The organism is Nocardioides bruguierae (genome assembly GCF_023554635.1).
Taxonomy (GTDB): Bacteria; Actinomycetota; Actinomycetes; order Propionibacteriales; family Nocardioidaceae; genus Nocardioides; species Nocardioides bruguierae.
In genome coordinates, this window is record NZ_JAMJPH010000004.1 from 1 (window position 1) to 19512 (window position 19512).

The following is a 19512-nucleotide window of genomic DNA, read 5'->3' on the forward strand; positions in this document are numbered from 1 at the left end:
CGTCAAAGAAACCCACCCACCAACACAACCAGACCAAAACCCAGCCATGCCGACGAGAGGGGCATAAACAAACTAATTCGTCGACTATCAATGACACACTGTTGAGTTCTCAAGAATCACACGCACCAACCAGACCCATCTCCCGACGAGCCCGAAAGGACTTCCAACACGCTAGCGACGCGTTCTCACAGACCCAAACCGAGCCCGGCGACGTCTTCGCCAACACCATCAACCCGGGGCCGGAAGCCCGACCAGACCGGCCTTGCTCCCCGCCGCTCCCTGGCGACAGATGAAACACTAGACGCCAGGCGGTGCGATGCCAAATCGGATGCGCTCCCCCACTGGGTCCGCACCGTCGTCGCAGGTCAGCGCGGTACGGGCCGCCGCTCAGAGGCCCGGATCGAGCAGTCCTCGAGCGTCCGGGGGCGTCCTGCTCCCTGTGAGCCGGAGCACCTCGGTCGTCTCCTCGCGGAGCCGCCGGTGCATCTGCGCGACGCCGTCGGCGCCGTCGACCAGGCCGTACAGCGGCAGCCGGCCGAGGAAGACGGCGTCCGCGCCGGCCGCGAACGCTGTGACGACGTCCGTTCCCGAGCGGATGCCGCCGTCCACGTAGACCGTGCCGCTCTCCCCCACCGCGGCGCGCACCGCGCGTACCGCGGTGGCCGTGTCGACCGCCCGGTCCAGCTGACGTCCCCCGTGGGTGGAGACCCACACCGCGGCGGCACCCGCCTGGAGGCAGCGCAATGCGTCGTCCGGTCGGAGGACACCCTTGGCGACCACGGGGAGGCCGGTGCGGCGCAGGAGCCAGTCCACGTCCTGCGGGCCGAGGTCGGTGGCCTTCTCCGAGCCGGGCTGGGAGTCGTGGTCGGCGGGGAAGTTGGCCCGCGCCGAGCCGGGGGGCACGACGTCCCAGACGAGGTCCCCCGCCACGTCCCACGAGGCGACGACGGGGGTGTCGACGGTGAGGACGACGGCCGAGGCCCCGGCCGCGACGGCGCGCTGCAGCATGGGGAGCGCGAGGGTGCGGTCTGCCGGCAGGTACACCTGGAGCCACCAGGTGACCCCGGTGGCCGCGATGTCCTCGAACGGCGTGCCGGTGTTGCTGCTGACGACCATGACCCCGCCGGCCCCGGCGGTGGCGCGGGCCATCGCGACGTCGCCCTCGGGGTGGAGGGCGACCTGGAGCGAGGTCGGGGCGACGCCCCACGGCAGGGCGGGGGTGCCGAGCATGTCGACGGTGAGGTCGACGTCCGTGACGTCGCGCAGGACCCGCGGCCACAGCCGCAGCGACGACCACGCCGGGGCCGCCTCGTCCCGGGTGAGGGACTGCCCCGAGCCGTGCTCGACGTAGTCCCACACCGCGGCCGGGGTGCGCTCCCCCGCCCGTGCCCGCAGCCGCTCCTGCCAGGACGTCACCTCAGACGACCTCCACGCCCTTGAAGTTCTTCTTGCCCTTGCGCAGCACCAACCAGGAGCCGCCCACCAGGTCCTCGGCGCCCGGCACGACGTCGCCGTCGCTCACGCGGACGTTGTTCAGGTAGGCGCCGCCCTCCTTGATCGCGCGTCGGGCCTCGTTGCGCCCCGCGACCAGACCGGCGGTGACGAACAGGTCGACGAGGCTGGTGAGCTCGTCGCGAGCGACCTGGACCGACCCGGCCTCGCGCAGCGCGGCCCCCAGGGTCTCCCCCGAGAGCCCGCTCATGTCACCGCCGCCGAAGAGGGCCGCGGACGCCGCCTGGATGCGGGCGGTCTCCTCGGCACCGTGGACCAGCGTCGTCATCTCCTCGGCGAGCCGCTTCTGGCCGGTGCGCAGGAACGGCTTCTCGGCCGTGAGCGCCTCGACCTCCTCGATCTCGGCGTGCTCCAGGAACGTGAAGACCCGCAGCAGCTCGCCGACCTTCTCGTCCTCGGCGTTGAGCCAGAACTGGAAGAAGGCGTAGGGCGAGAGCATCGTCGGGTCGAGCCAGAGGGCACCGCCCTCGGTCTTGCCGTACTTGGTGCCGTCCGCCTTCGTGATCAGCGGGGTGGCGAACGCGTGGGCCGTGCCGGACTCGGCGCGGCGGATGAGCTCGGCACCACCGGTGATGTTGCCCCACTGGTCGGACCCACCGAACTGCAGCGAGACCCCGTGCGTGCGGAACAGGTTCAGGAAGTCCATGGACTGCAGCAGGACGTAGGAGAACTCCGTGTAGCTGATGCCGCCGGCCTCGAGCCGACGCTTGACCGTCTCGCGGGCCAGCATCCGGTTGACCGGGAAGTGCTTGCCGATGTCGCGCAGGAAGTCGATGGTCGAGAGGTTCTGGGTCCAGTCGAGGTTGTTCACCATCGTGGCGGCGTTCTCGCCCTCGAAGGCGAGGAACGGCTCGATCTGGGCCCGGACCTTCGCCTCCCACTCGCGCACGGTGTCGTGCGAGTTCAGGGTGCGCTCGCCGGAGTCGCGAGGGTCGCCGATCATGCCGGTGGCGCCGCCGACGAGGACGAAGGGCGTGTGACCGGCCCGCTGGAGGCGCATGGCGGTGACGATCTGGAGCAGGTTGCCCATGTGCAGGCTGGGCGCGGTGGGGTCGAAGCCGACGTAGTACCGGACGCTCCCCGACGCCAGCGCCTCGCGCAGCGCGTCGATGTCCGTCGAGTGGGCGATGAGGCCGCGCCACTCGAGGTCGTCGAGGAGGGTCTGGTCGATGGGCACGTCGGCCCCTTCCGTCGTCCGGGCCCGGCGTCCGCCGGGCCGTGCTGGTGCCGCCCGGCCGCACGACCGGGCGCGGCGCCGGTCCTCGACGCCGGGCCCAAGCCTGCCTCATGCCCGGTGTCGACCCGCAAGCCAGTTGCCGCCCCGACCGGTCCTGCTGCGCGCCGCAGACCGGCCTCACCCCGTCCGGCCTGTGCGTTTTCCTTTCCGCCCACCCGCCCGCGGCCGTATTCTTCGCGAGCACGACGACCACGCTGGGACGAGCGGGGTCGAGCGCGGTGTGGCGCGTCGTGACGGGACTGGGAGGTCGTGGATGGAGCTGGCGGGGCTGTACCGCGACGTGGTCGAGCGCTCGCCCAACGGCATCTGGGTCGTGGACCTGGAGGACCGCACGGTCTACGCGAACCCGGCCATGGAGCAGCTCGCGGGCGTCGGCCCGGGCGGGCTCGCGGAGCGTACGGTCACGGACCTGCTCGACGCCGCCGGCCGAACGCAGTACGCCGAGCACCTGCTCCGGCGCAAGGCCGACGGCGCCGAGGCGGACGCCGTGGAGGTGCGTCTCCAGCGCCCCGACGGCACCGTGCTGTGGTGCCTGGTCCGCGAGCGCGCGGCCCACGACGAGGACGGCACGCCCAGCGGTTGGGTCATCACCTACACCGACATCACCGACCGGCGCGCGGTCGGTGCCGAGCTGGCGGCCTCGCAGCGGCTGATGGCCGAGGCGCAGAGCATCGCCCGGGTCGGCTCGTGGGAGATGGACGTGGCGACGGGCCACATGCTCGGCTCCGACCAGCTCGACGAGATGTACGGCCTCGACGGCTCCGACGGCCCGTGGACGCCGGGGCGGTTCCTCACCCTCGTCCACCCGGCGGACCGCGGGGAGCTGGCCGCCGGCCTGGCCGCCCTCGTCGAGCACGGCACCCCCCTCGACCAGACCGCCCGCGTCGAGGTCGACGGCGAGTACCAGTGGACCCGCGGCCGCGGCGTGGCGGTGCGCGACGAGCACGGCACCATCACCGCCCTGCGGGGCACCCTGCAGGACGTCACCGAGGCCATCCGTGCTCAAGGGGCGCTGCGTGCCCAGGTCGCCACGAACGACGTCATGTACATCGTCTCCAGCGCCGCCAACCAGGCGGAGACCCTGCAGGACCTCCTCGACCTCGTGCCGGTCACCCAGATGCCGCCCGACTGGGAGGGCGCGCAGGCCTTCGTCGTCACCGACGACGGCGTCTCCCCCTGGCCCGCCGACAGCACGGGCCCCCGCGTCGTGCTCACCGCGCCCCTCGCCCGGCAGGTCGCGGCCTGCGGGCAGCGCTGCTGGGACGAGACCGGCGCGCTCATCGGCTTCCCGCTCACCCTCGGGGGCGACGTGCTCGCCGTGGTCGTGCTCGAGGCCTCGGCACCCGTCGTCGACACCACCCTCGTCGAGGGCCTCGTGGACCACGTCGCGGAGCAGATGTCCCGCGTGGCCTGGCGCGAGCAGGTCGTCGCCGACCTGGCCGAGGCGCGCGACGCCGCCATGGAGGCGTCCCGCATGAAGTCGGACTTCCTGGCCACCATGAGCCATGAGATCCGCACGCCGCTCAACGGCGTCATCGGCCTCAACGACCTGCTCCTGCGCACCCGCCTCGACTCCGACCAGCAGCGCCTGGCCACCGGCGTCCAGGTCGCCTCCCGGGCGCTGCTCGGGGTCATCAACGACATCCTGGACTTCTCCAAGATCGAGGCGGGGCGCCTGGAGCTGGAGGTCATCGACTTCGAGGTCCGGCCGGTGTTCGACCAGGTCGCCGGCGTGCTCGGGGAGGCCGCCCGCGGCAAGGGGGTCGAGCTGGTCCTCTCGTGCGCCCCCGACGTGCCGCGCGTGCTCGCGGGCGACCCCACGCGGCTCGCGCAGGTGCTGACGAACCTGGTCTCCAACGCCGTGAAGTTCACGGCCGAGGGCGAGGTCGTCGTGCGCGCCACGTCCGTGCCGGGGCGCACGCCCGACGGCGCGGCCGTCCACCGGCTGCACGTCAGCGTGACCGACACCGGCATCGGGGTGGACCCCGAGCGCGCCACGGGCCTCTTCGACCCCTTCACCCAGGCGGACGCCTCGACGACCCGCACCTTCGGCGGCACCGGCCTGGGCCTGGCCATCTCCCGCGAGATCGTCACCGCCCACGGTGGCGCCATCGGCTTCCGCGCCCGTGAGACCGGCGGCTCGGAGTTCTTCTTCAACGTGCTGCTCGGTGAGGCCCGCACGACGCTGCCCGCCGGCGCCGACGACGCCGCGCGGGACCTGCTGGGCGGCCTGCGGATGCTGGTCGTCGACGACCACGACCACAACCGGCTCATCGTCGGCGAGCAGCTGCGCTGGTGGGACGTCGAGCCGGACGGCGCGGTCGACGCGGACGGTGCCGAGGAGGCCGTGCACCGGGCTCGCGAGGAGGGGCGGCCGTACGCCGCCGTCCTGCTCGACATGGCCATGCCTGGTCGCGACGGGCTCGCCCTGGCCCGGTCGCTGCGCGACGACCCCGCGAACGCGGACGTGCGCCTGCTGATGCTCACCTCGGTGACGCACCTGACCACCACCGAGGTCCAGGCCGCCGGCGTGGACGACCTGCTCGTCAAGCCGGTGCTCAGCGACGTCCTGCGCTCCGCGCTCACCAGCCAGCTCGGTGCCGAGGGCACCGCCACCCGCAGCAGCGCGACGCGCGCGGACCGGCCGGGCGCCGGACGCCGGGTGCTCGTCGTGGAGGACAACCCGGTGAACCAGATGGTCGCCGCGGGCCTGCTGGAGCACCTCGGCTACGGCCACCGCACCGTGGACGACGGCCAGGCCGCCGTCCTGGCCGCCGAGACCGAGCGCTGGGACGCGATCCTGATGGACGTGCAGATGCCGGTGCTCGACGGCTACGGCGCAACCCGCCGCATCCGCGACGCCGAGGAGATGGGCGGACGACCCCGCTGCCCGATCATCGCGATGACGGCCGCCGCCGTCGAGGGCGAGCGCGAGCGCTGCGCCGAGGCGGGCATGGACGACTACCTGACCAAGCCGGTCGACCCCGCCTCGCTGTCGGCGGCCCTCGAGACCTGGCTCGGCCCCGCGGCCCAGCAGGCGCGGGCCGACCTGGCCTCCGGCCGCGCAGGCCTGGCGCCGTCCGGCACACCGGCGGGCTCCTCGTCCGCTCCCGGCCCCCTGAGCTCCCCCGAGTCCCCGACCCCCCACGGAGGCACCCTGATGGACACGTCCACCCCCCAGACCGCGCTGGAGGAGATGAACGGCCCGACCGTCGCCGAGCTGGCGACCCGGCCCGAGCTGGCCGGCCTCGACCTCCCGCGGCTCGAGACGCTGCGCGACCTGGACCCCGGCTCCACGGCGTACCTCGAGCGCGCGATCGGCAACTTCACGCGCAACAGCCTCGAGGTCGTGGACCTGCTGCGGGCCGCCACCGCGGAGGGTGACGTCGTGGGGCTGCGCCAGCACGCGCACAAGCTCGCGGGCGGCGCGCTCAACCTGGGCGCCCGCGAGGCGGGCGTGGCGCTCCAGACGATCGAGCTGCTCGCCGACACCGGGACGACCCACGGGGCCGCGCCGCTCATCGACACCGCCGAGCAGGCCCTCGTGCAGGCCCGGGCCGCGCTCGACGCCTACGCGGCCACCTTCAGCACCGGAGGCTGAGCACGGAGCAGCCCGGGCCTGGACCAGCCCGGGCCTCAGACCGGCCGGTCTCCTGCCGATGGACGCAGTGACGCCGCCCGCTGCGGTGGCGTCCGACGTCCTGCCCTCACCCACCCCGGGTCGAAGCCACCAGGAGCGGCCATGAGCCCCCGCCTCGAACGCATGCCCCGCCTCGGCAGCAGCCCCCGCGAGGAGGCCGGCCACTTCGGCGACCTGCCGCGGCTGCTCGTGGACCGCGGGACGACGGCGCCGCGGCAGGCCATCCAGGCGCTGCTGGCGTTCGGGCACCGCCCGCAGCAGTGCGTGGCCGTGCGCGACCAGGAGGGCACCGAGTGGCTGCTGGCGGCACTGGTGGCCGGCGGCCTGGTCGAGGTGCACGCGGAGGCCCGCGAGCCGTGGTCGTTCGAGGACGAGCAGGTGCCGTTCGGTGCCCGGGTGCGGGCGACGTGGAACCCGCTCGACACGGTGCGCGCCGTGCACTTCTCCGTGCCCGAGCTCGACGAGGCCCACGACGGGACCGCCCCGATGCGCGGCACGTGGACGATCCACCTGGCCGGGGGCGCCACGCTGCAGCTGGACTCCAGCGGCGAGGAGACCGCGCCCGGTGCCGCGGGCAGCGTCGAGGTCTTCGCGCAGGCCGTCACCGTCGCGCGCTGCCGCTGAGCGCGCCCCGCCGCGTGGGTCAGTCCGCCGGCCGGGGCCACCAGGGCGGCATCTGCGCGTAGACCGCCGCGGCCCAGGCCACGGAGTCCTCGTCGTCGGAGTGCGCCCACGCCTCGAGGGCGGTGGACAGCCCGCCGGCCCCGAACGGGACGGCGGCCCAGGCCTGGTCGTCCACGGCGAGCCCGGCCCGGGACATGAGGTCCATGGCGTACTGCATCCTCAGCGTCCACATGGCCAGCAGCGCACGCCTCAGCGGTGCGGACGCGTCGGAGTCGAGCCCCGCGCGGAAGAGCGTCCGCTCTCGCGCGACCAGCTCGAAGGTGTCGACCAGGTTGTCGCGCAGGCGCCGGCTCAGGGCCTCGAGGTCGAGCTGCTCGCCGTCGTCCACGCCGAGGGTGGCGTCGACGCCGCCCACCAGCATGTCGGTGAGCAGCGCCGCGGGGCTGGCGACGTGGGTGTAGAAGGTCGTGCGGCGGACGTCGGCGGCCCGGCACAGGTCCGAGACCGTGATGTCGTCGAGGGGGCGCTCCGCGAGCAGCGCCCGCAACCCCCGCCGCAGGGCGGCGACGGTGCGGGCGCTGCGCGGGTCGCCCGTGGCGCGGTACGTCACGGGCGACATCCTCTCGCGCGGGTCGCTCACCTGGCCAGGCCGGCCGGGAGCGCGCCCCGTGCGGGGAGCGACGAGGCGTTCACCAGACCAGGACGGCCTTCACGGCCTCGCCGGTCTGGGTGGCCTTGATCGCCGTGTCCATCTCGGTGAAGGGGTAGGTCGTGATGAGCTGGTCGAACGGGAACTGGCCGGCCCGGTAGAGGTCGAGCAGCCGGGGGATGAAGGTCTGCGGCACCGCGTCGCCCTCGATGGCGCCCACGAGGGACTTGCCCGCGCCGGAGAAGAGGCCCAGCGGGATGGTCGCGCCCGGCTTCGTCACGCCGATGGCGGCGATGGTGGCGCCGAACTGGGTGCCGGCGACGAGGTTCTCGATGACGGCCGGGACGGCGGTGGTGTCGACCGCGTACTTGGCGCCGAGGCCACCGGTGGCGGCCTTGATCTGGTCGGCGACGTCGTCGGCCTTGCCGTTGACCGTGTGCGTGGCGCCGAGCTTGGCGGCGAACTGCAGCCGCTCGTCGAGCACGTCGACGGCGACGATGGTCGTGGCGCCGGCGGCCTTGGCGGCCATGATTGCGGAGAGACCGACGGCGCCGGTGCCCGCGACGACGATCGACTCGCCGGCTCGCACACCGAGGCTGTTGAGCACGGTGCCGGCACCGGTCTGGATGCCGCAGCCGAGCGGGCCGGTGAGCTCCAGCGGCACGTCGTCGGGCACCTTCACGGCGTTGCGCGGGGAGATCACCGCGTACGTGGCGAAGGAGGACTGGCCGAAGAAGTTGCTGTGCAGGTCGTTGCCCTCGGCGTCCGCCAAGGCGGTGGAGCCGTCGGGGCGGGCACCACCGAAGTTGTAGGGCCAGAAGTTCAGGCAGTAGGCGTTCTTGCCCTCGTCGCAGTTGGCGCAGTGGCCGCAGGAGTCGAACGACGCCGCGACCTTGTCGCCCACGGCGAACTCGGTGACGGCGGAACCGACCTGCTCGACGGTGCCGGCGCCCTCGTGCCCCAGCACGATCGGGAACGGGGACGGGATGTGACCGTGCTGGACCGACAGGTCGGTGTGGCAGAGGCCGGTGGCCGTGATCTTCACGAGGATCTCGTCGGCCCGGATGTCGCGGACCTCGATGTCGGCGAACTCGAACGCGGCGTCGGTGCCGGACAGGACGGCGGCCTTGGCGGTGGTCATGCGTACCCCTTCCAGGGTGATCGGGCACGGCCGCACGGGCGGCCGTGACGTGAGCGGGTGCCGGGATCGGCGAGTCGGGGTAGACCGGGACTTCTCGACACCCGTCGAGAATCATGCCCGATATCTTGACATCAACACATGTCGGAGAACGTGGTCTCGCCCACGTGCGCGCGAGGCCCGGAAAAGACCCCGAAGTGGCCCCGACATGACTCAGGGCCCGCCGTGATCCGGCGGGCCCTGTAGGGCGTGTGGGGCTCGAACCCACGACCCAAGGATTATGAGTCCTCTGCTCTGACCGACTGAGCTAACGCCCCGAGCACCGGGGGCGCAGCGCCCCGGGTGCGCCGGGAGCGTACCCGGGCTCGGCCCGTGCGCGCCCACCGGGGCGAGCGCGCACGGACCGCTGCGCGAGGTGGGGTCACTCGCAGCTGTCGACCCGCTCACCGCGGGCGGGCAGGGCGTCTGCGGCAGCCGGGTCGGTGGCGTCGAAGGAGCCGTCGGCCAGCGCCTCGGTGAGGCCCTGCATGCTCGTCAGTGCCTCGCGCACCAGCGCACCCTGGCTCTTCTGTCCCGCCTCCTGCTGGCCCCGCTGCTCGATGAGGAGCGCCGGGTAGCCGTCCAGGCCGAGACCGTTGCGGGCCGTGGTGGACGTGTCCGACTCCGGGTAGCGGGTCACGGTGGCGTGGCCGTCGCGCTCCAGGGCCGCGCCCACCACGGCCGCGGCGCGACGTCCGTCCGCGGCCACGGCCGGGTCCACGTCGGGGTGCGTCGACCACAGCACCGACATGGTGGCCATGTCCCCCTCGTCGGTCCGGTACGTCACCTGGTGGTGGTAGTCGACCACCAGGTCGGGCTGGTGCTCGGCCAGCACGGCCTCGACCGCCGCGACCTCGGGTGCGGTGGCCGGGTCGGGGTCGGCGTCCGGGCCCCAGAGCCGGTTCAGGTCGAGGTCGGCGGAGTTGCGCCGGGGGTCGATGCCGTCGCGGAAGTCCTCGTCCGTGTAGCGCTCGAAGCCGTCGGGGTTGATGCGCGGCACCACGACGACGGTGACGGCCTCGCGCAGGGCGGCGGCCTGCGGGGTGTCGGCACTGATCTCGCGGAGGAAGGCGACGACCGCCTCCGTGCCCATGGGCTCGTCGCCGTGCTGCTGGGTCAGGATCGCCAGGGTGCGCGGGCCGTCGCCGACGACGGCCGAGTAGAGCGGCCGCCCGTCGAGGGACTCCCCCACGACGTCGAGGTCGAGGGCGTCCCGGCGCTCGGCCAGGGAGGTCAGCCGCTGCTGGAGCTCCTCGTTGGAGAGCAGGCCGGACAGCGGGACGGCCTCACCGCAGTTCCAGGGCCCGCCGGGGACGGGGTCGGCCGCCGCGGGTGCCACCGAGGCGGTCAGGGGCGCCGCGAGCACGGCCGCCGCGGCCAGCAGGCCGAGACGCCGCCGGGGCGCGCCGACGGCCGAGCGGGTGGAGCCGCGCGTGGGTGTGGGGCTGGTGGATGCGGGGCTGGTGGATGTGGGGCTGGTGGGCGTGGGGCATGCCGAGATCATGCGTCCTCCGTCGTGGGGGTGCTGAGGTGGACGGCCACCCGGACGGGTGGCCGTGGTGCCCCTGCCTGCCCCGCGTCGACGTCCCGCAAACCGGGGAGGGCGAGGTTCTCAGCGTCCGGGACGGGCGCGGGAGTACCACTCGGTGCCGAGGGCCGCTGATCGCTGCTCGGGGTCGAGGGCGGCCACGACGCCGGGGGCCCCGCCCCGCTCGACCTCGCTGCGGTGCGCGAGGACGGCGGCCACCTTCGCCGACAGCCACGGTCGGACGTCCAGGGCGAGCGCGACGTCGGCGTCCGGCACGGTGTGCCGGCTCCGTCGCTCCCCCAGCAGGGTCCGCAACGACGCGGCGGCACCGTGCGGGTGCGTGGCGAGCAGGACCTCGGTGGAGGTGAGGCCCGCGGCCACCACCGCGGCCAGCGTCACCTCGTGGGTGCGCACGTGGTCGGGGTGCCCGGTGACGTTGCCCAGCGCGTCATGGGTGAGCACCCGGGTCGGGGCCGTCGCGCGCAGCAGGGGCGCAAGGGTCTCCCCCGCCTGGTGGAGGCCCACGTCGAGGAGCCGGGGTGCGGCCGGCGCCGACTCCGGCACCCGGGCGTCGGCCCACCCGAGCAGCACCGGCGGGCGTCGCACGCCCAGCGCGGCCACGGCGCACGCCAGCTCGCGGGCACGCACCGTGCCCGGCGCCCACGTCGCGGTCACGACCGTGACGTCGTCCCCCGCGGCGGCGTGCCGGGCCAGCATCCCGCCCACCGCCAGGGCCTCGTCGTCCGGGTGCGCGAGCACGGCGACGACGCGCTGCGGGGAGGACACGGGGGACATGGTGCCGGGTCGCGGGGAGGGCGGAAAAGCACCAGAGCCGCCGACCTGGTGGTCGGCGGCTCTGAGGTGGCTCCCCCGGCTGGACTCGAACCAGCAACCCTCCGGTTAACAGCCGAATGCTCTGCCAATTGAGCTACAGGGGATCGCTCCTTGCGGCGCCCGCACACTGTAACAACGCCGCTGCGCGCGGATGAAATCGCGGGTCCGGCGGCCCTCGGCGGCCCTGGCGATCAGGCCCCGACGAGCCCCTTGGCCTCGGCCAGGAGGCCTCGCGCCACCTCGGCGACCCGGGGATCGGTGGGGTCGACCCCTTCGTCGAACTCGTAGAACCAGGAGAGCGCGCGATCACCGGTCGGGGCGCGTCGGACGACCACGCGGACGCCGGCCTCGCCGAGCACGGCCCGGTGCCGCTGCACGACGACGGTGGCGGTGACGCGCTCGCGGACGAGGCGCAGGAACGTGTCGGGGTCCTCCGGGTGCCAGCGGTGCACCGGACGGTCCGCGCCCCACTCCCCCACCTCGGAGACCGTGAGCAGGCCGGACTCGGCGTCCCACTCGGCCGCCTGCACCCGCTCCCAGCCGACCGTCACCGTCGGCGTGCCTCCGGGCCGGCCGGCGTGCAGCGCGGCGCGGGTGCCGACGAGCACGTCGCCCTCCTGCGTCGTCGCCGACACCAGCGGCTGCTCGCCGCGCACCCGCGGGCCGACGATCCTCCTGCTGCCGAACATCGCTGGTCTCCTCTCACAGGCGTCGGGTGGGCGCCGCCGTCGCGGCGGTGCGGCTCAGAGCGCGGCGGCGAGCCGGTCGCGCAGGCTGCGTCGGTGCTGCTCCAGGGCGGCGAGCTCGCCGAACATCCGGTTGTACTCCTCGACGTTCTCCACCGGGTTGGTGCGCTGCAGCTTCGACTTCACGTCGGCGATGCGGCGGGCCGCGGTGAGCTCGAGCAGGCGCAGGGCGTGCTGGGCGAGGTAGGGCCCGTCGGGCTCGCGGGCGATGGGCAGCGGCTCCACGGAGAGCGCGGCCACCAGGGCCACGGCCTCGGGGCTGCCCGCCGCCTGCCCGACGTGGGAGGCCCAGTGCTCGTCGGTCGAGCCGGCCAGCGGGCCGCCCAGGCCGGCCATGACCTCCCACAGCCCGCGGTACAGCGGGTGGGTGAAGTCCTCGGGGCCCAGCTCGCCGGTCGTGCGACCGACGACCATGGGGTGCTGCAGCAGGATCTTGAGGGTCTCCCGCTCGAGGGAGAACCGCGGGTCGCGCGGGTCCGGGCCGGTCGGGCGTCGCGGCGGCTCCGGGGCCTCCTCGCGCGGGTTGCGGCGGCGGGCGTCCCGCGAGGGCTGGGGCCCACGGGCGGCGGCCCGACGGACCTCGGCGCGCGCCTCGTCCGGGTCGATGCCGATCATCTGCGCGAGCTCGCGGGCGAAGGCGTCCACCTTGGCCTTGTCCCGGACGCTGGAGACCAGCCGCGCGGCCTCGCGCAGCGCGTCGACCCGGCCGTCGGCCCGGTCGAGGTCGTACTGCTCGAGGATGTTGGTGAGCACGAACCGGTACAGCGGGATGCGCTTGGCGACCAGCTCGCGGACCGCGCCGTCGCCCTCCGCCATCCGGAGGTCGCAGGGGTCCTTGCCGGTGGGCTCGACCGCGACGTAGGTCTGGGAGACGAAGTTCTGGTCTCCCTCGAAGGCCCGCAGGGCGGCCTTCTGGCCGGCGGCGTCGCCGTCGAAGGTGAAGATGACCTCGCCGCGGAACTCCTCGTGGTCGGCCAGGAAGCGCCGCAGGACGCGGGCGTGGTCGTCACCGAACGCGGTGCCGCAGGTGGCCACGGCGGTGGTGATGCCGGCGAGGTGGCAGGCCATCACGTCGGTGTAGCCCTCGACGATGACCGCCTGGCTGGACCTGCCGATGTCGCGGCGGGCCAGGTCGATCCCGTAGAGCACCTGGGACTTCTTGTAGATCGGTGTCTCGGCGGTGTTGAGGTACTTGGCCTCGATCCGGTCGTCGTCGTGCAGACGTCGGGCGCCGAAGCCGATGGTGTCGCCCCCGGGCTCGCGGATCGGCCACAGCAGGCGGCCCCGGAACTTGTCGTAGGGCGAGCGACCGACGGCCACCAGGCCCCCGACCGTCATCTCCTCGATGGAGAAGCCCTTCTGGCGCAGGTGCCGGTAGAGGTCCTCGCCCCCGCGCGGGGCGTAGCCGAGGCCGAAGTGCTCCGCGGACGCCTGGTCGAAGCCGCGCTCGGCGAGGAACCGACGGGCGACCACCGCGTCCGAGCCGGGGGCCATCAGCTGGTCGGCGTACCACTCCTGCGCGACGCGGTGGGCCTCGAGCAGCCGACTGCGCTGCGGGCCCTTGGGGCGCTCCGGGGCGCCGTCGCCGTCCTCCCGCTCCAGCGGGATGCTCACCTTCTCGGCGAGCCGCTCGACGGCCTCCGCGAAGGAGAGGGCGTCGATCTTCATCAGGAACGAGATGGCGTCCCCGCCCTCGCCGCACCCGAAGCAGTGGAAGAACCCACGGCCGGGGTTGACGTTGAACGACGGCGACTTCTCGTCGTGGAACGGGCACAGCCCCTTGAGAGAGCCACCGCCGGCGCGCTTGAGCGTGACGTACTGGCTGACGACGTCGTCGATGCGGACCTTGTCGCGCACCGCGGCGATGCTCGTCTCGCGAATCCGGCCGGCCACGACGCGATCCTACGGGCGCCCCGGGCGCCGCGTGCAGCCCGCCCGGGACCCCTGTGGAGACCCGCTCGTCCGGGGGCTCAGTAGGCACCGTCCATGACGTTGTCCAGCGGCTGCCCGGCGGCGAACTTCTCCAGCTGCGAGCGCACGAGCCGGTGGGCCCGGGGCCACATCGCCGTGCTCGCGCCACCCACGTGCGGGGAGATGAGCAGGTTCTCCAGCGCCCACAGCTCGCTGTCGGCGGGCAGCGGCTCCTCGGGGAGCACGTCGACGGCGGCACGCAGGCGGCCGGAGCGGAGCTCGGCGACGAGGGCCGAGGTGTCCACCACCGGGCCGCGGGCCATGTTGACCAGGAGCGCGCCGTCGGGCATCCGGGCGAGCAGGTCGGCGTCGACCAGCCCGCGCGTCTCGTCGGTGAGCGGGCAGATGAGGACGACGACGTCGGCGTCGGCGACCAGGTCGCCCAGCTCGGTGAAGGCGTGGACGTGGCCGGCGTCCGTGTCGCGGGCGGTGCGCGCCACCCGCACGACCTCGACCTCGAACGGGGCGAACCTGGCCTCGATGGCCGAGCCGATGGACCCGTAGCCCACCAGCACGACCTTCCGGTCGGCCAGGGCGGTGCGCCAGGGCGTCGTCCAGCGGGACGCCTGCTGGTCGCGCACCATCGCGGGCACGCCGTTCATCGCCGCCAGGGTCAGGGTGAGGGTCAGCTCGGCGGTCGAGGTGTCGTGGATGCCGCGGCCGTTGCACAGGGTCACGCCGTCGGGCACCACGCCGCGCACGTTGTCGACGCCGGCGGAGAGCACCTGGAGCACCTGGAGGCTGCTCATCTGCGGGACCGCCTCGGCCACCTCGGGGCTCATCCCGTAGGGCGCGACGAAGTAGGCGACCTCCGAGACCGAGGCCGGCACCTGCTCGCGCGGGTCCACGTGCTCGTAGCGCAGGTTCGTGGGCAGGCCCTCACCGAGGTCGGCGGGGTCGAACGGCAGCCAGACGAGGGGATCGCTCATGGCTCGAACCTAGTCCGACGGCTGTCGAGGCGATCACCCGCCCGGACGGTGGGCGGACGTGGGTCCCTCCGGTCTCGCGACAGGACTTCGTCCTTCCTCGACCATCGGAGGTCAGGCCTCGGCCTTCCTCGACCACCGGCGCGGGCAGGTGTCAGCAGAGGCGCTGGTGCCAGGCGACGGCGGAGGCGTCGGTGAGGCTGGCGACCTGGTCGACCACCACGCGCAGCCGCCCGGCGTCGTCCGCCGCGTCGCGCCAGTCGTCGGCGAACGGGCGGTCGAGCGCCTCCGGGCCCCGCTCGCACAGCACGGTCACCAGCTCGGCGAGCAGCTCGCGCTGGCGCTCCAGCAGGGCCAGGCGCTCGTCGGTCTGCATGACGTAGTGGGCGGCCACGCCCTTGAGCAGGCTGATCTCGAGCAGCGTGCGGCGAGGCACGACGAGGTCGGTGGCGTAGCGGACGAACGGGCCGTCAGCAGCGGCGGACGTGGCGGTCTGCACGTCCCCGCAGAACCGACCGATGAGGTCGCTGGTGAGGTTCTTCAGCGCCGCGAGGGCGGCCCGGCTGCCGTCGTGCGCGCGGCCCGGCCAGGACCCGACCGCCCGCAGGTCGGCGAGCACGTCGGCCAGCGTCGCGTCGTCGGCGTCGGCGTCGGGCACGTACCAGGTGCGCACCGTCTCGCCCAGCGCGGCCACGTCGAGCCGGGTGAGGTCGATCTTGCCGGCCACCACCCCGTCCTCCACGTCGTGCACGGAGTAGGCGACGTCGTCGGCGAGGTCCATCACCTGGGCCTCCAGGCAGCGTCGGCGAGCCCCCTCCCCGGTGGGCGCACCGCGGCGCAACCAGGTGAAGACGGGGAGGTCGTCGTCGTAGACGCCGAACTTCACCACGCCCCGAGGGGTCCCGTCGGTGTGCACCCCACCGGCCGGCTCGGCCTCGCCCCGCGTCCACGGGTACTTGGTGCAGGCGTCGAGGGTGGCGCGAGTGAGGTTCAGCCCCACCGAGCGGCCGTCGGCGTCGACCGACTTGGCCTCCAGCCGCGTCAGCAGCCGCAGGGTCTGGGCATTGCCCTCGAACCCGCCGCAGGACTCGCTGACGGTGGCGAGCAGCCGCTCGCCGTTGTGCCCGAAGGGCGGGTGGCCGAGGTCGTGGGCCAGCGCGGCCGTCTCGGCGATGTCGGGCTGCGAGCCCAGCGCCCGGGAGAGGTCCCGTGCGACCTGGGCGACCTCGAGGGAGTGCGTGAGCCGGTTGCGGACGAAGTCGTCGCTGCTGGGGCCCACCACCTGCGTCTTGGCCGCCAGGCGGCGCGAGGACGCGGCGTGCACGACGCGCGCGCGGTCGCGCTCGAACGGGGTCCGCTCGGGGGCGTCCACCCGCTTGGGCGGCTCGGGCACGAGACGTTCCGCCGCGGCGGCGTCGTAGAGGTCGTCGGCGTCCATCGCGGGCACTCTAGGGCCCGGCACCGACCGGTCGCGCGGCGGTGCCGAGCACGGCGCTCGCGGGACCTGCCGACCCGGCGCGCTCAGTACGTGGTGACGTGCACGTGGTCGTAGTGGTTCGCGGTGGCGGAGCCGCGGTCCTCCATCGGCCGCCAGCCCTCGCTCGCCCGCTCCACCGACCAGATGTGCTGGGCGTAGATCAGGTACTCGATGTCGAGCGCGGAGTAGTTGGCGCGCAGGTAGTCCGCCACGTCCCAGCCCAGGTCGCCGGAGACCATGACGTCGATCGCGAGGCCCTGGCTGTGCTCGCCGTCGCTGCGGAACGTGCCGTAGGAGGTGATCTCGGGCCAGCGCGCGCACACGGCCTCGTGCGTGGCGACGACGCCCGCGCTCACGCCGGAGGGCACCGAAGAGCCGTTGGTGCAGGTGCCGCCGGTGCCGCGGGCGGCGGTGGTGCCGGAGCCCGCCGTGGCGTCCTCGGTCTCCTCGACCTCGGTCGGGTCCTCGTCCGAGAGGTAGCCGGCCGTCACCCAGCGAGCGGTGCCGCCGACGACGACCTCCTCGCGGCCACGCAGGGACCGCCCGGTCACGAGGACCTTCTGGCCCTCGTCGAGCAGGCCGGCCTGCTTGCTGTCGGCGGCCGGGGTGCGCCAGAGGTTGAGCGGCGCGGTGGCCCACAGCCGGGTGTCCGCCGCGGCCACGGCCCGACGGACGGCCCGGTCGGAGAGCACCCGCTGCAGCGTGCGCTCGGCGGGCGTCAGGGCGGCGCGCCGGGCCGCCGCGCGGGCGGCCCGCTGCTCGGCCGGCGTGGTGCGGGGAGCGGTGCGGTCCAGGCTGCGGCTGAGCACGTCGCGCGAGGTGGTGACGGCCGGGGGCGCGGTGTCGACCGCTGCCTCGCCGGGCAGGGACAGCCCGTCGTCCAGGGTGTAGGAGACGGACGTCGCCGTCACGGTGGCCTCGTCGACCTGACCGCTGCCCGCGGCGACACCCACGGCCACGGCACCGCTGGTCGCCAGGAGGGCGACGGGGGCCGCGACGAGGGTCGCGAAGGAGGGCCGGGGGCGTCGCGCGGGGCGCGCCGCGTGGCCTCCCTTGTCTCGGGTGACCGCGTCTCGGGTCGCTGCGTCTCGGTTCACGTGGGGTTCAGGGCCTTCGTGATCGGGGCTCGTGGTCGTGCAGCACCAGCAGGACTGGTGGCTCTGGGTCCGGTAGCCAAGCACATCTGGTACTTGAATCGGCAATCGGGCCCATCATCTGCCCATTCCTGATGAACGTGCGGCAGAACCGCCGACCGCGGCGGGCGGGACGCCAGCAGCGACTCAACCGCCGGTGGGCGCGCCCGCGTCCTCGGTGATCGCGCACCCGGCACCGTCGGTGTCGTCGAGCCACCCCTCGGGCAGCACCACCTTCGAGCGGGGCGAGCCCTGGCGCCCGCGCGGGGTGCCCAGCTCGGAGACGGGGAACGGCTCGGTCGGGTCGAGCTCGGCGAGCAGGCGGTCGACGTCCTCGAGCGTGACGACCAGCGCCAGCGCCTTGCGGAGCTCACCACCGGCGGCGAAGCCCTTGAGGTACCAGGAGACGTGCTTGCGGAACTCCTTGCAGCCGCGCTCCTCCCCCATGTGCTGGCACAGCAGCTCGGCGTGCCGACGCATCATGCCCGCGACCTCACCGAGCGTGGGCAGGGTGGCGACCTCCTCGCCGGCGAACGCGGCGGCCAGGTCGCGGAACAGCCAGGGACGCCCCAGGCAGCCGCGGCCGACGACGACACCGGCCACGCCGGTCTGCTCGACCATCCGCAGCGCGTCGGCGGCCTCCCAGATGTCGCCGTTGCCCAGCACAGGGATGTCGACGGCGTCGACGAGCGCGGCGATGGACTCCCAGTCCGCCTGGCCGGAGTACGCCTGGGCCACCGTGCGGCCGTGCAGCGCGATGGCCGCGGCGCCGGTCTCCGCAGCGATCCGGCCGGCGTCCAGGAACGTCAGGTGGTCGTCGTCCAGGCCCTTGCGGGTCTTCATCGTGACCGGCACGCCGAACGGCTCGGCCGCCTTCACGGCCTGCTCGAGGATCTCGCGCAGCAGCCCGCGCTTCCACGGCAGCGCGCCACCGCCGCCCTTGCGCGTCACCTTGGGCACGGGGCACCCGAAGTTGAGGTCGACGTGGGCGACGCCGTGCTCCTCGCACAGGATCTGCACCGCGCGACCCACGTAGTACGGGTCGGTGCCGTACAGCTGCACCGAGCGGGTCGTCTCCAGCTCGTCGAAGACGAGCATGTCCTGCGTGTGCTGGTCGCCCTCGACCAGCCCGCGGCTGGTGATCATCTCGCAGACGTACAGGCCCGCGCCCTGCTCCGCGCACAGGCGGCGGTAGGCCGCGTTGGTGATGCCGGCCATCGGCGCCAGCACCACGGGTGCGTCGACGTGCAGGTTCCCCAGGCTCAGGCCGGGGTGGGGCGCGGTGGTGGCGGCGGACATGGCCTCCATGATCCGCCCGCGGCGGGCGCCGCGCGAATCGCCCTCTGACGATCCGGGACGGCGGCGTCCCTAGAGTGAGGCGCGTGGACAGCGACGCCGTGCTCCGGATGCTCCAGGATGTCGCCGCGGAGGTGATCACGCCCCGCTTCGGCCACCTCGAGGCCGCGGACGTCGCCAGCAAGGCGCACCGCTTCGACCTGGTCACGGTCGCCGACCGCGAGGCCGAGCAGGTGATCACCGCGCGCCTGCGCGGCGCCTTCCCGGACGCCGTCGTGGTCGGCGAGGAGGCAGTGGCGGCCGACCCCGGCGTGCTGGCCGGGATCAGCGCGCCGCGCGCGTTCACGGTCGACCCCGTCGACGGGACGCGGCACTTCGTGGCCGGGTCCCCCGACCACGCCGTGATGCTGGCGGAGCTCCGCGCCGGCGAGGTGGTGCGCTCCTGGATCTGGCAGCCGCAGCACCGCCGGGCCTTCGTGGCCGAGCGGGGCGCGGGCGCGTTCGCCGACGGGGAGCGGCTGCGGCCGTCGTCCACCGGGGCCACGCGCCCGGTCACGGCCACCGCCTGCGGCATCGACTACCCGCGGCTGGCCACCGGCGAGGCGCGCGTCGGGATCTTCCCCAAGACCAAGCCGTGGGACCACGCCCCCGGGTCGCTGCTGCTCACCGAGGCGGGCGGACGCGTGGGCTCGCCCACCGGGCGGGCCTACTCCCCCGGCACCTGGACAGGTCGGCTGCTGGTCGCGCACCGGCCGTGAGCGG

The 19512-nt window shown here is 74.0% G+C and carries 15 protein-coding genes and 2 tRNA genes; 3 read left to right on the forward strand and 14 right to left on the reverse strand.

Annotation, left to right across the window (positions count from 1 at the left end):
* Positions 1 to 387: 387 nt before the first annotated feature.
* Together M8316_RS04415 and tyrS are read right to left on the reverse strand one after the other, a co-directional pair.
* A complete protein-coding gene (locus M8316_RS04415; protein WP_250052376.1) occupies positions 388 to 1416 on the reverse strand; it encodes an alpha-hydroxy acid oxidase in 1029 nt (342 codons plus the stop codon).
* A 1-nt stretch (position 1417) separates the two neighbouring features.
* Positions 1418 to 2689: a tyrosine--tRNA ligase gene (gene tyrS / locus M8316_RS04420; RefSeq protein ID WP_250052377.1), complete on the reverse strand. Its 1272-nt coding sequence runs from the start codon at positions 2687 to 2689 to the stop codon at positions 1418 to 1420.
* A gap of 313 nt (positions 2690 to 3002) precedes the next feature.
* Between tyrS and M8316_RS04425 the strand changes: the two genes are divergently transcribed.
* Together M8316_RS04425 and M8316_RS04430 are read left to right on the forward strand one after the other, a co-directional pair.
* A complete protein-coding gene (locus M8316_RS04425; protein WP_250052378.1) occupies positions 3003 to 6350 on the forward strand; it encodes a response regulator in 3348 nt (1115 codons plus the stop codon).
* A gap of 141 nt (positions 6351 to 6491) precedes the next feature.
* Positions 6492 to 7013 (forward strand): hypothetical protein, encoded by a 522-nt coding sequence (locus tag M8316_RS04430; protein ID WP_250052379.1) that lies wholly within the window; start codon positions 6492 to 6494, stop codon positions 7011 to 7013.
* Between the two features lie 19 nt (positions 7014 to 7032).
* Here M8316_RS04430 and M8316_RS04435 read toward each other — a convergent pair whose 3' ends face one another.
* The 12 genes from M8316_RS04435 to dusB form a co-directional block, all read right to left on the reverse strand.
* Positions 7033 to 7623, reverse strand: a complete 591-nt coding sequence (locus M8316_RS04435) for a TetR/AcrR family transcriptional regulator (protein WP_250052380.1) — start codon at positions 7621 to 7623, stop codon at positions 7033 to 7035.
* A 79-nt stretch (positions 7624 to 7702) separates the two neighbouring features.
* Complete coding sequence (locus tag M8316_RS04440; RefSeq protein ID WP_250052381.1) at positions 7703 to 8803, reverse strand: NAD(P)-dependent alcohol dehydrogenase; 1101 nt, start codon at positions 8801 to 8803, stop codon at positions 7703 to 7705.
* Positions 8804 to 9043: 240 nt separating this feature from the next.
* Positions 9044 to 9117 (reverse strand) — tRNA-Ile (locus tag M8316_RS04445).
* Positions 9118 to 9221: 104 nt separating this feature from the next.
* Positions 9222 to 10343 carry a M14 family zinc carboxypeptidase gene (locus M8316_RS04450; protein WP_250052382.1) on the reverse strand — a complete coding sequence of 374 codons (1122 nt, stop codon included), beginning with the start codon at positions 10341 to 10343 and terminating at the stop codon, positions 9222 to 9224.
* A gap of 108 nt (positions 10344 to 10451) precedes the next feature.
* Positions 10452 to 11153, reverse strand: coding sequence for a PIG-L deacetylase family protein (locus tag M8316_RS04455; RefSeq protein WP_250052383.1), 702 nt, complete (start codon positions 11151 to 11153; stop codon positions 10452 to 10454).
* Positions 11154 to 11229: 76 nt separating this feature from the next.
* A tRNA-Asn gene (locus M8316_RS04460) sits at positions 11230 to 11305 on the reverse strand.
* A gap of 87 nt (positions 11306 to 11392) precedes the next feature.
* Positions 11393 to 11890 carry a hypothetical protein gene (locus M8316_RS04465; protein ID WP_250052385.1) on the reverse strand — a complete coding sequence of 166 codons (498 nt, stop codon included), beginning with the start codon at positions 11888 to 11890 and terminating at the stop codon, positions 11393 to 11395.
* Positions 11891 to 11944: 54 nt separating this feature from the next.
* The gene (dnaG, locus tag M8316_RS04470) at positions 11945 to 13840 is read right to left on the reverse strand and encodes a DNA primase (protein WP_250052387.1); all 1896 of its coding nucleotides are present in this window, start codon (positions 13838 to 13840) and stop codon (positions 11945 to 11947) included.
* Between the two features lie 77 nt (positions 13841 to 13917).
* Positions 13918 to 14847 carry a 2-hydroxyacid dehydrogenase gene (locus M8316_RS04475; protein WP_250052389.1) on the reverse strand — a complete coding sequence of 310 codons (930 nt, stop codon included), beginning with the start codon at positions 14845 to 14847 and terminating at the stop codon, positions 13918 to 13920.
* A 151-nt stretch (positions 14848 to 14998) separates the two neighbouring features.
* A complete protein-coding gene (locus tag M8316_RS04480) occupies positions 14999 to 16282 on the reverse strand; it encodes a deoxyguanosinetriphosphate triphosphohydrolase (protein WP_250052390.1) in 1284 nt (427 codons plus the stop codon).
* An 83-nt stretch (positions 16283 to 16365) separates the two neighbouring features.
* Positions 16366 to 17232, reverse strand: coding sequence for a VldE C-terminal domain-containing protein (locus tag M8316_RS04485; protein ID WP_250052391.1), 867 nt, complete (start codon positions 17230 to 17232; stop codon positions 16366 to 16368).
* A 369-nt stretch (positions 17233 to 17601) separates the two neighbouring features.
* On the reverse strand, positions 17602 to 18753 hold the full coding sequence (gene dusB, locus M8316_RS04490) for a tRNA dihydrouridine synthase DusB (protein WP_250052392.1): 1152 nt from the start codon (positions 18751 to 18753) through the stop codon (positions 17602 to 17604).
* An 83-nt stretch (positions 18754 to 18836) separates the two neighbouring features.
* Here dusB and M8316_RS04495 point away from each other — a divergent pair, with 83 nt between their 5' ends.
* Positions 18837 to 19508: an inositol monophosphatase family protein gene (locus tag M8316_RS04495; protein WP_250052393.1), complete on the forward strand. Its 672-nt coding sequence runs from the start codon at positions 18837 to 18839 to the stop codon at positions 19506 to 19508.
* Positions 19509 to 19512 lie beyond the last annotated feature (4 nt).

What these genes read in the sequence shown, in the direction of transcription:
- M8316_RS04425 (WP_250052378.1), top strand. Translation starts at nt 3,003, where the DNA reads ATGGAGCTGGCGGGGCTGTACCGCGACGTGGTCGAGCGCTCGCCCAAC.
- M8316_RS04430 (WP_250052379.1), top strand. Translation starts at nt 6,492, where the DNA reads ATGAGCCCCCGCCTCGAACGCATGCCCCGCCTCGGCAGCAGCCCCCGC.
- M8316_RS04440 (WP_250052381.1), bottom strand. Translation starts at nt 8,803, where the DNA reads ATGACCACCGCCAAGGCCGCCGTCCTGTCCGGCACCGACGCCGCGTTC.
- M8316_RS04450 (WP_250052382.1), bottom strand. Translation starts at nt 10,343, where the DNA reads ATGATCTCGGCATGCCCCACGCCCACCAGCCCCACATCCACCAGCCCC.
- M8316_RS04465 (WP_250052385.1), bottom strand. Translation starts at nt 11,890, where the DNA reads ATGTTCGGCAGCAGGAGGATCGTCGGCCCGCGGGTGCGCGGCGAGCAG.
- M8316_RS04475 (WP_250052389.1), bottom strand. Translation starts at nt 14,847, where the DNA reads ATGAGCGATCCCCTCGTCTGGCTGCCGTTCGACCCCGCCGACCTCGGT.
- M8316_RS04480 (WP_250052390.1), bottom strand. Translation starts at nt 16,282, where the DNA reads ATGGACGCCGACGACCTCTACGACGCCGCCGCGGCGGAACGTCTCGTG.
- dusB (WP_250052392.1), bottom strand. Translation starts at nt 18,753, where the DNA reads ATGTCCGCCGCCACCACCGCGCCCCACCCCGGCCTGAGCCTGGGGAAC.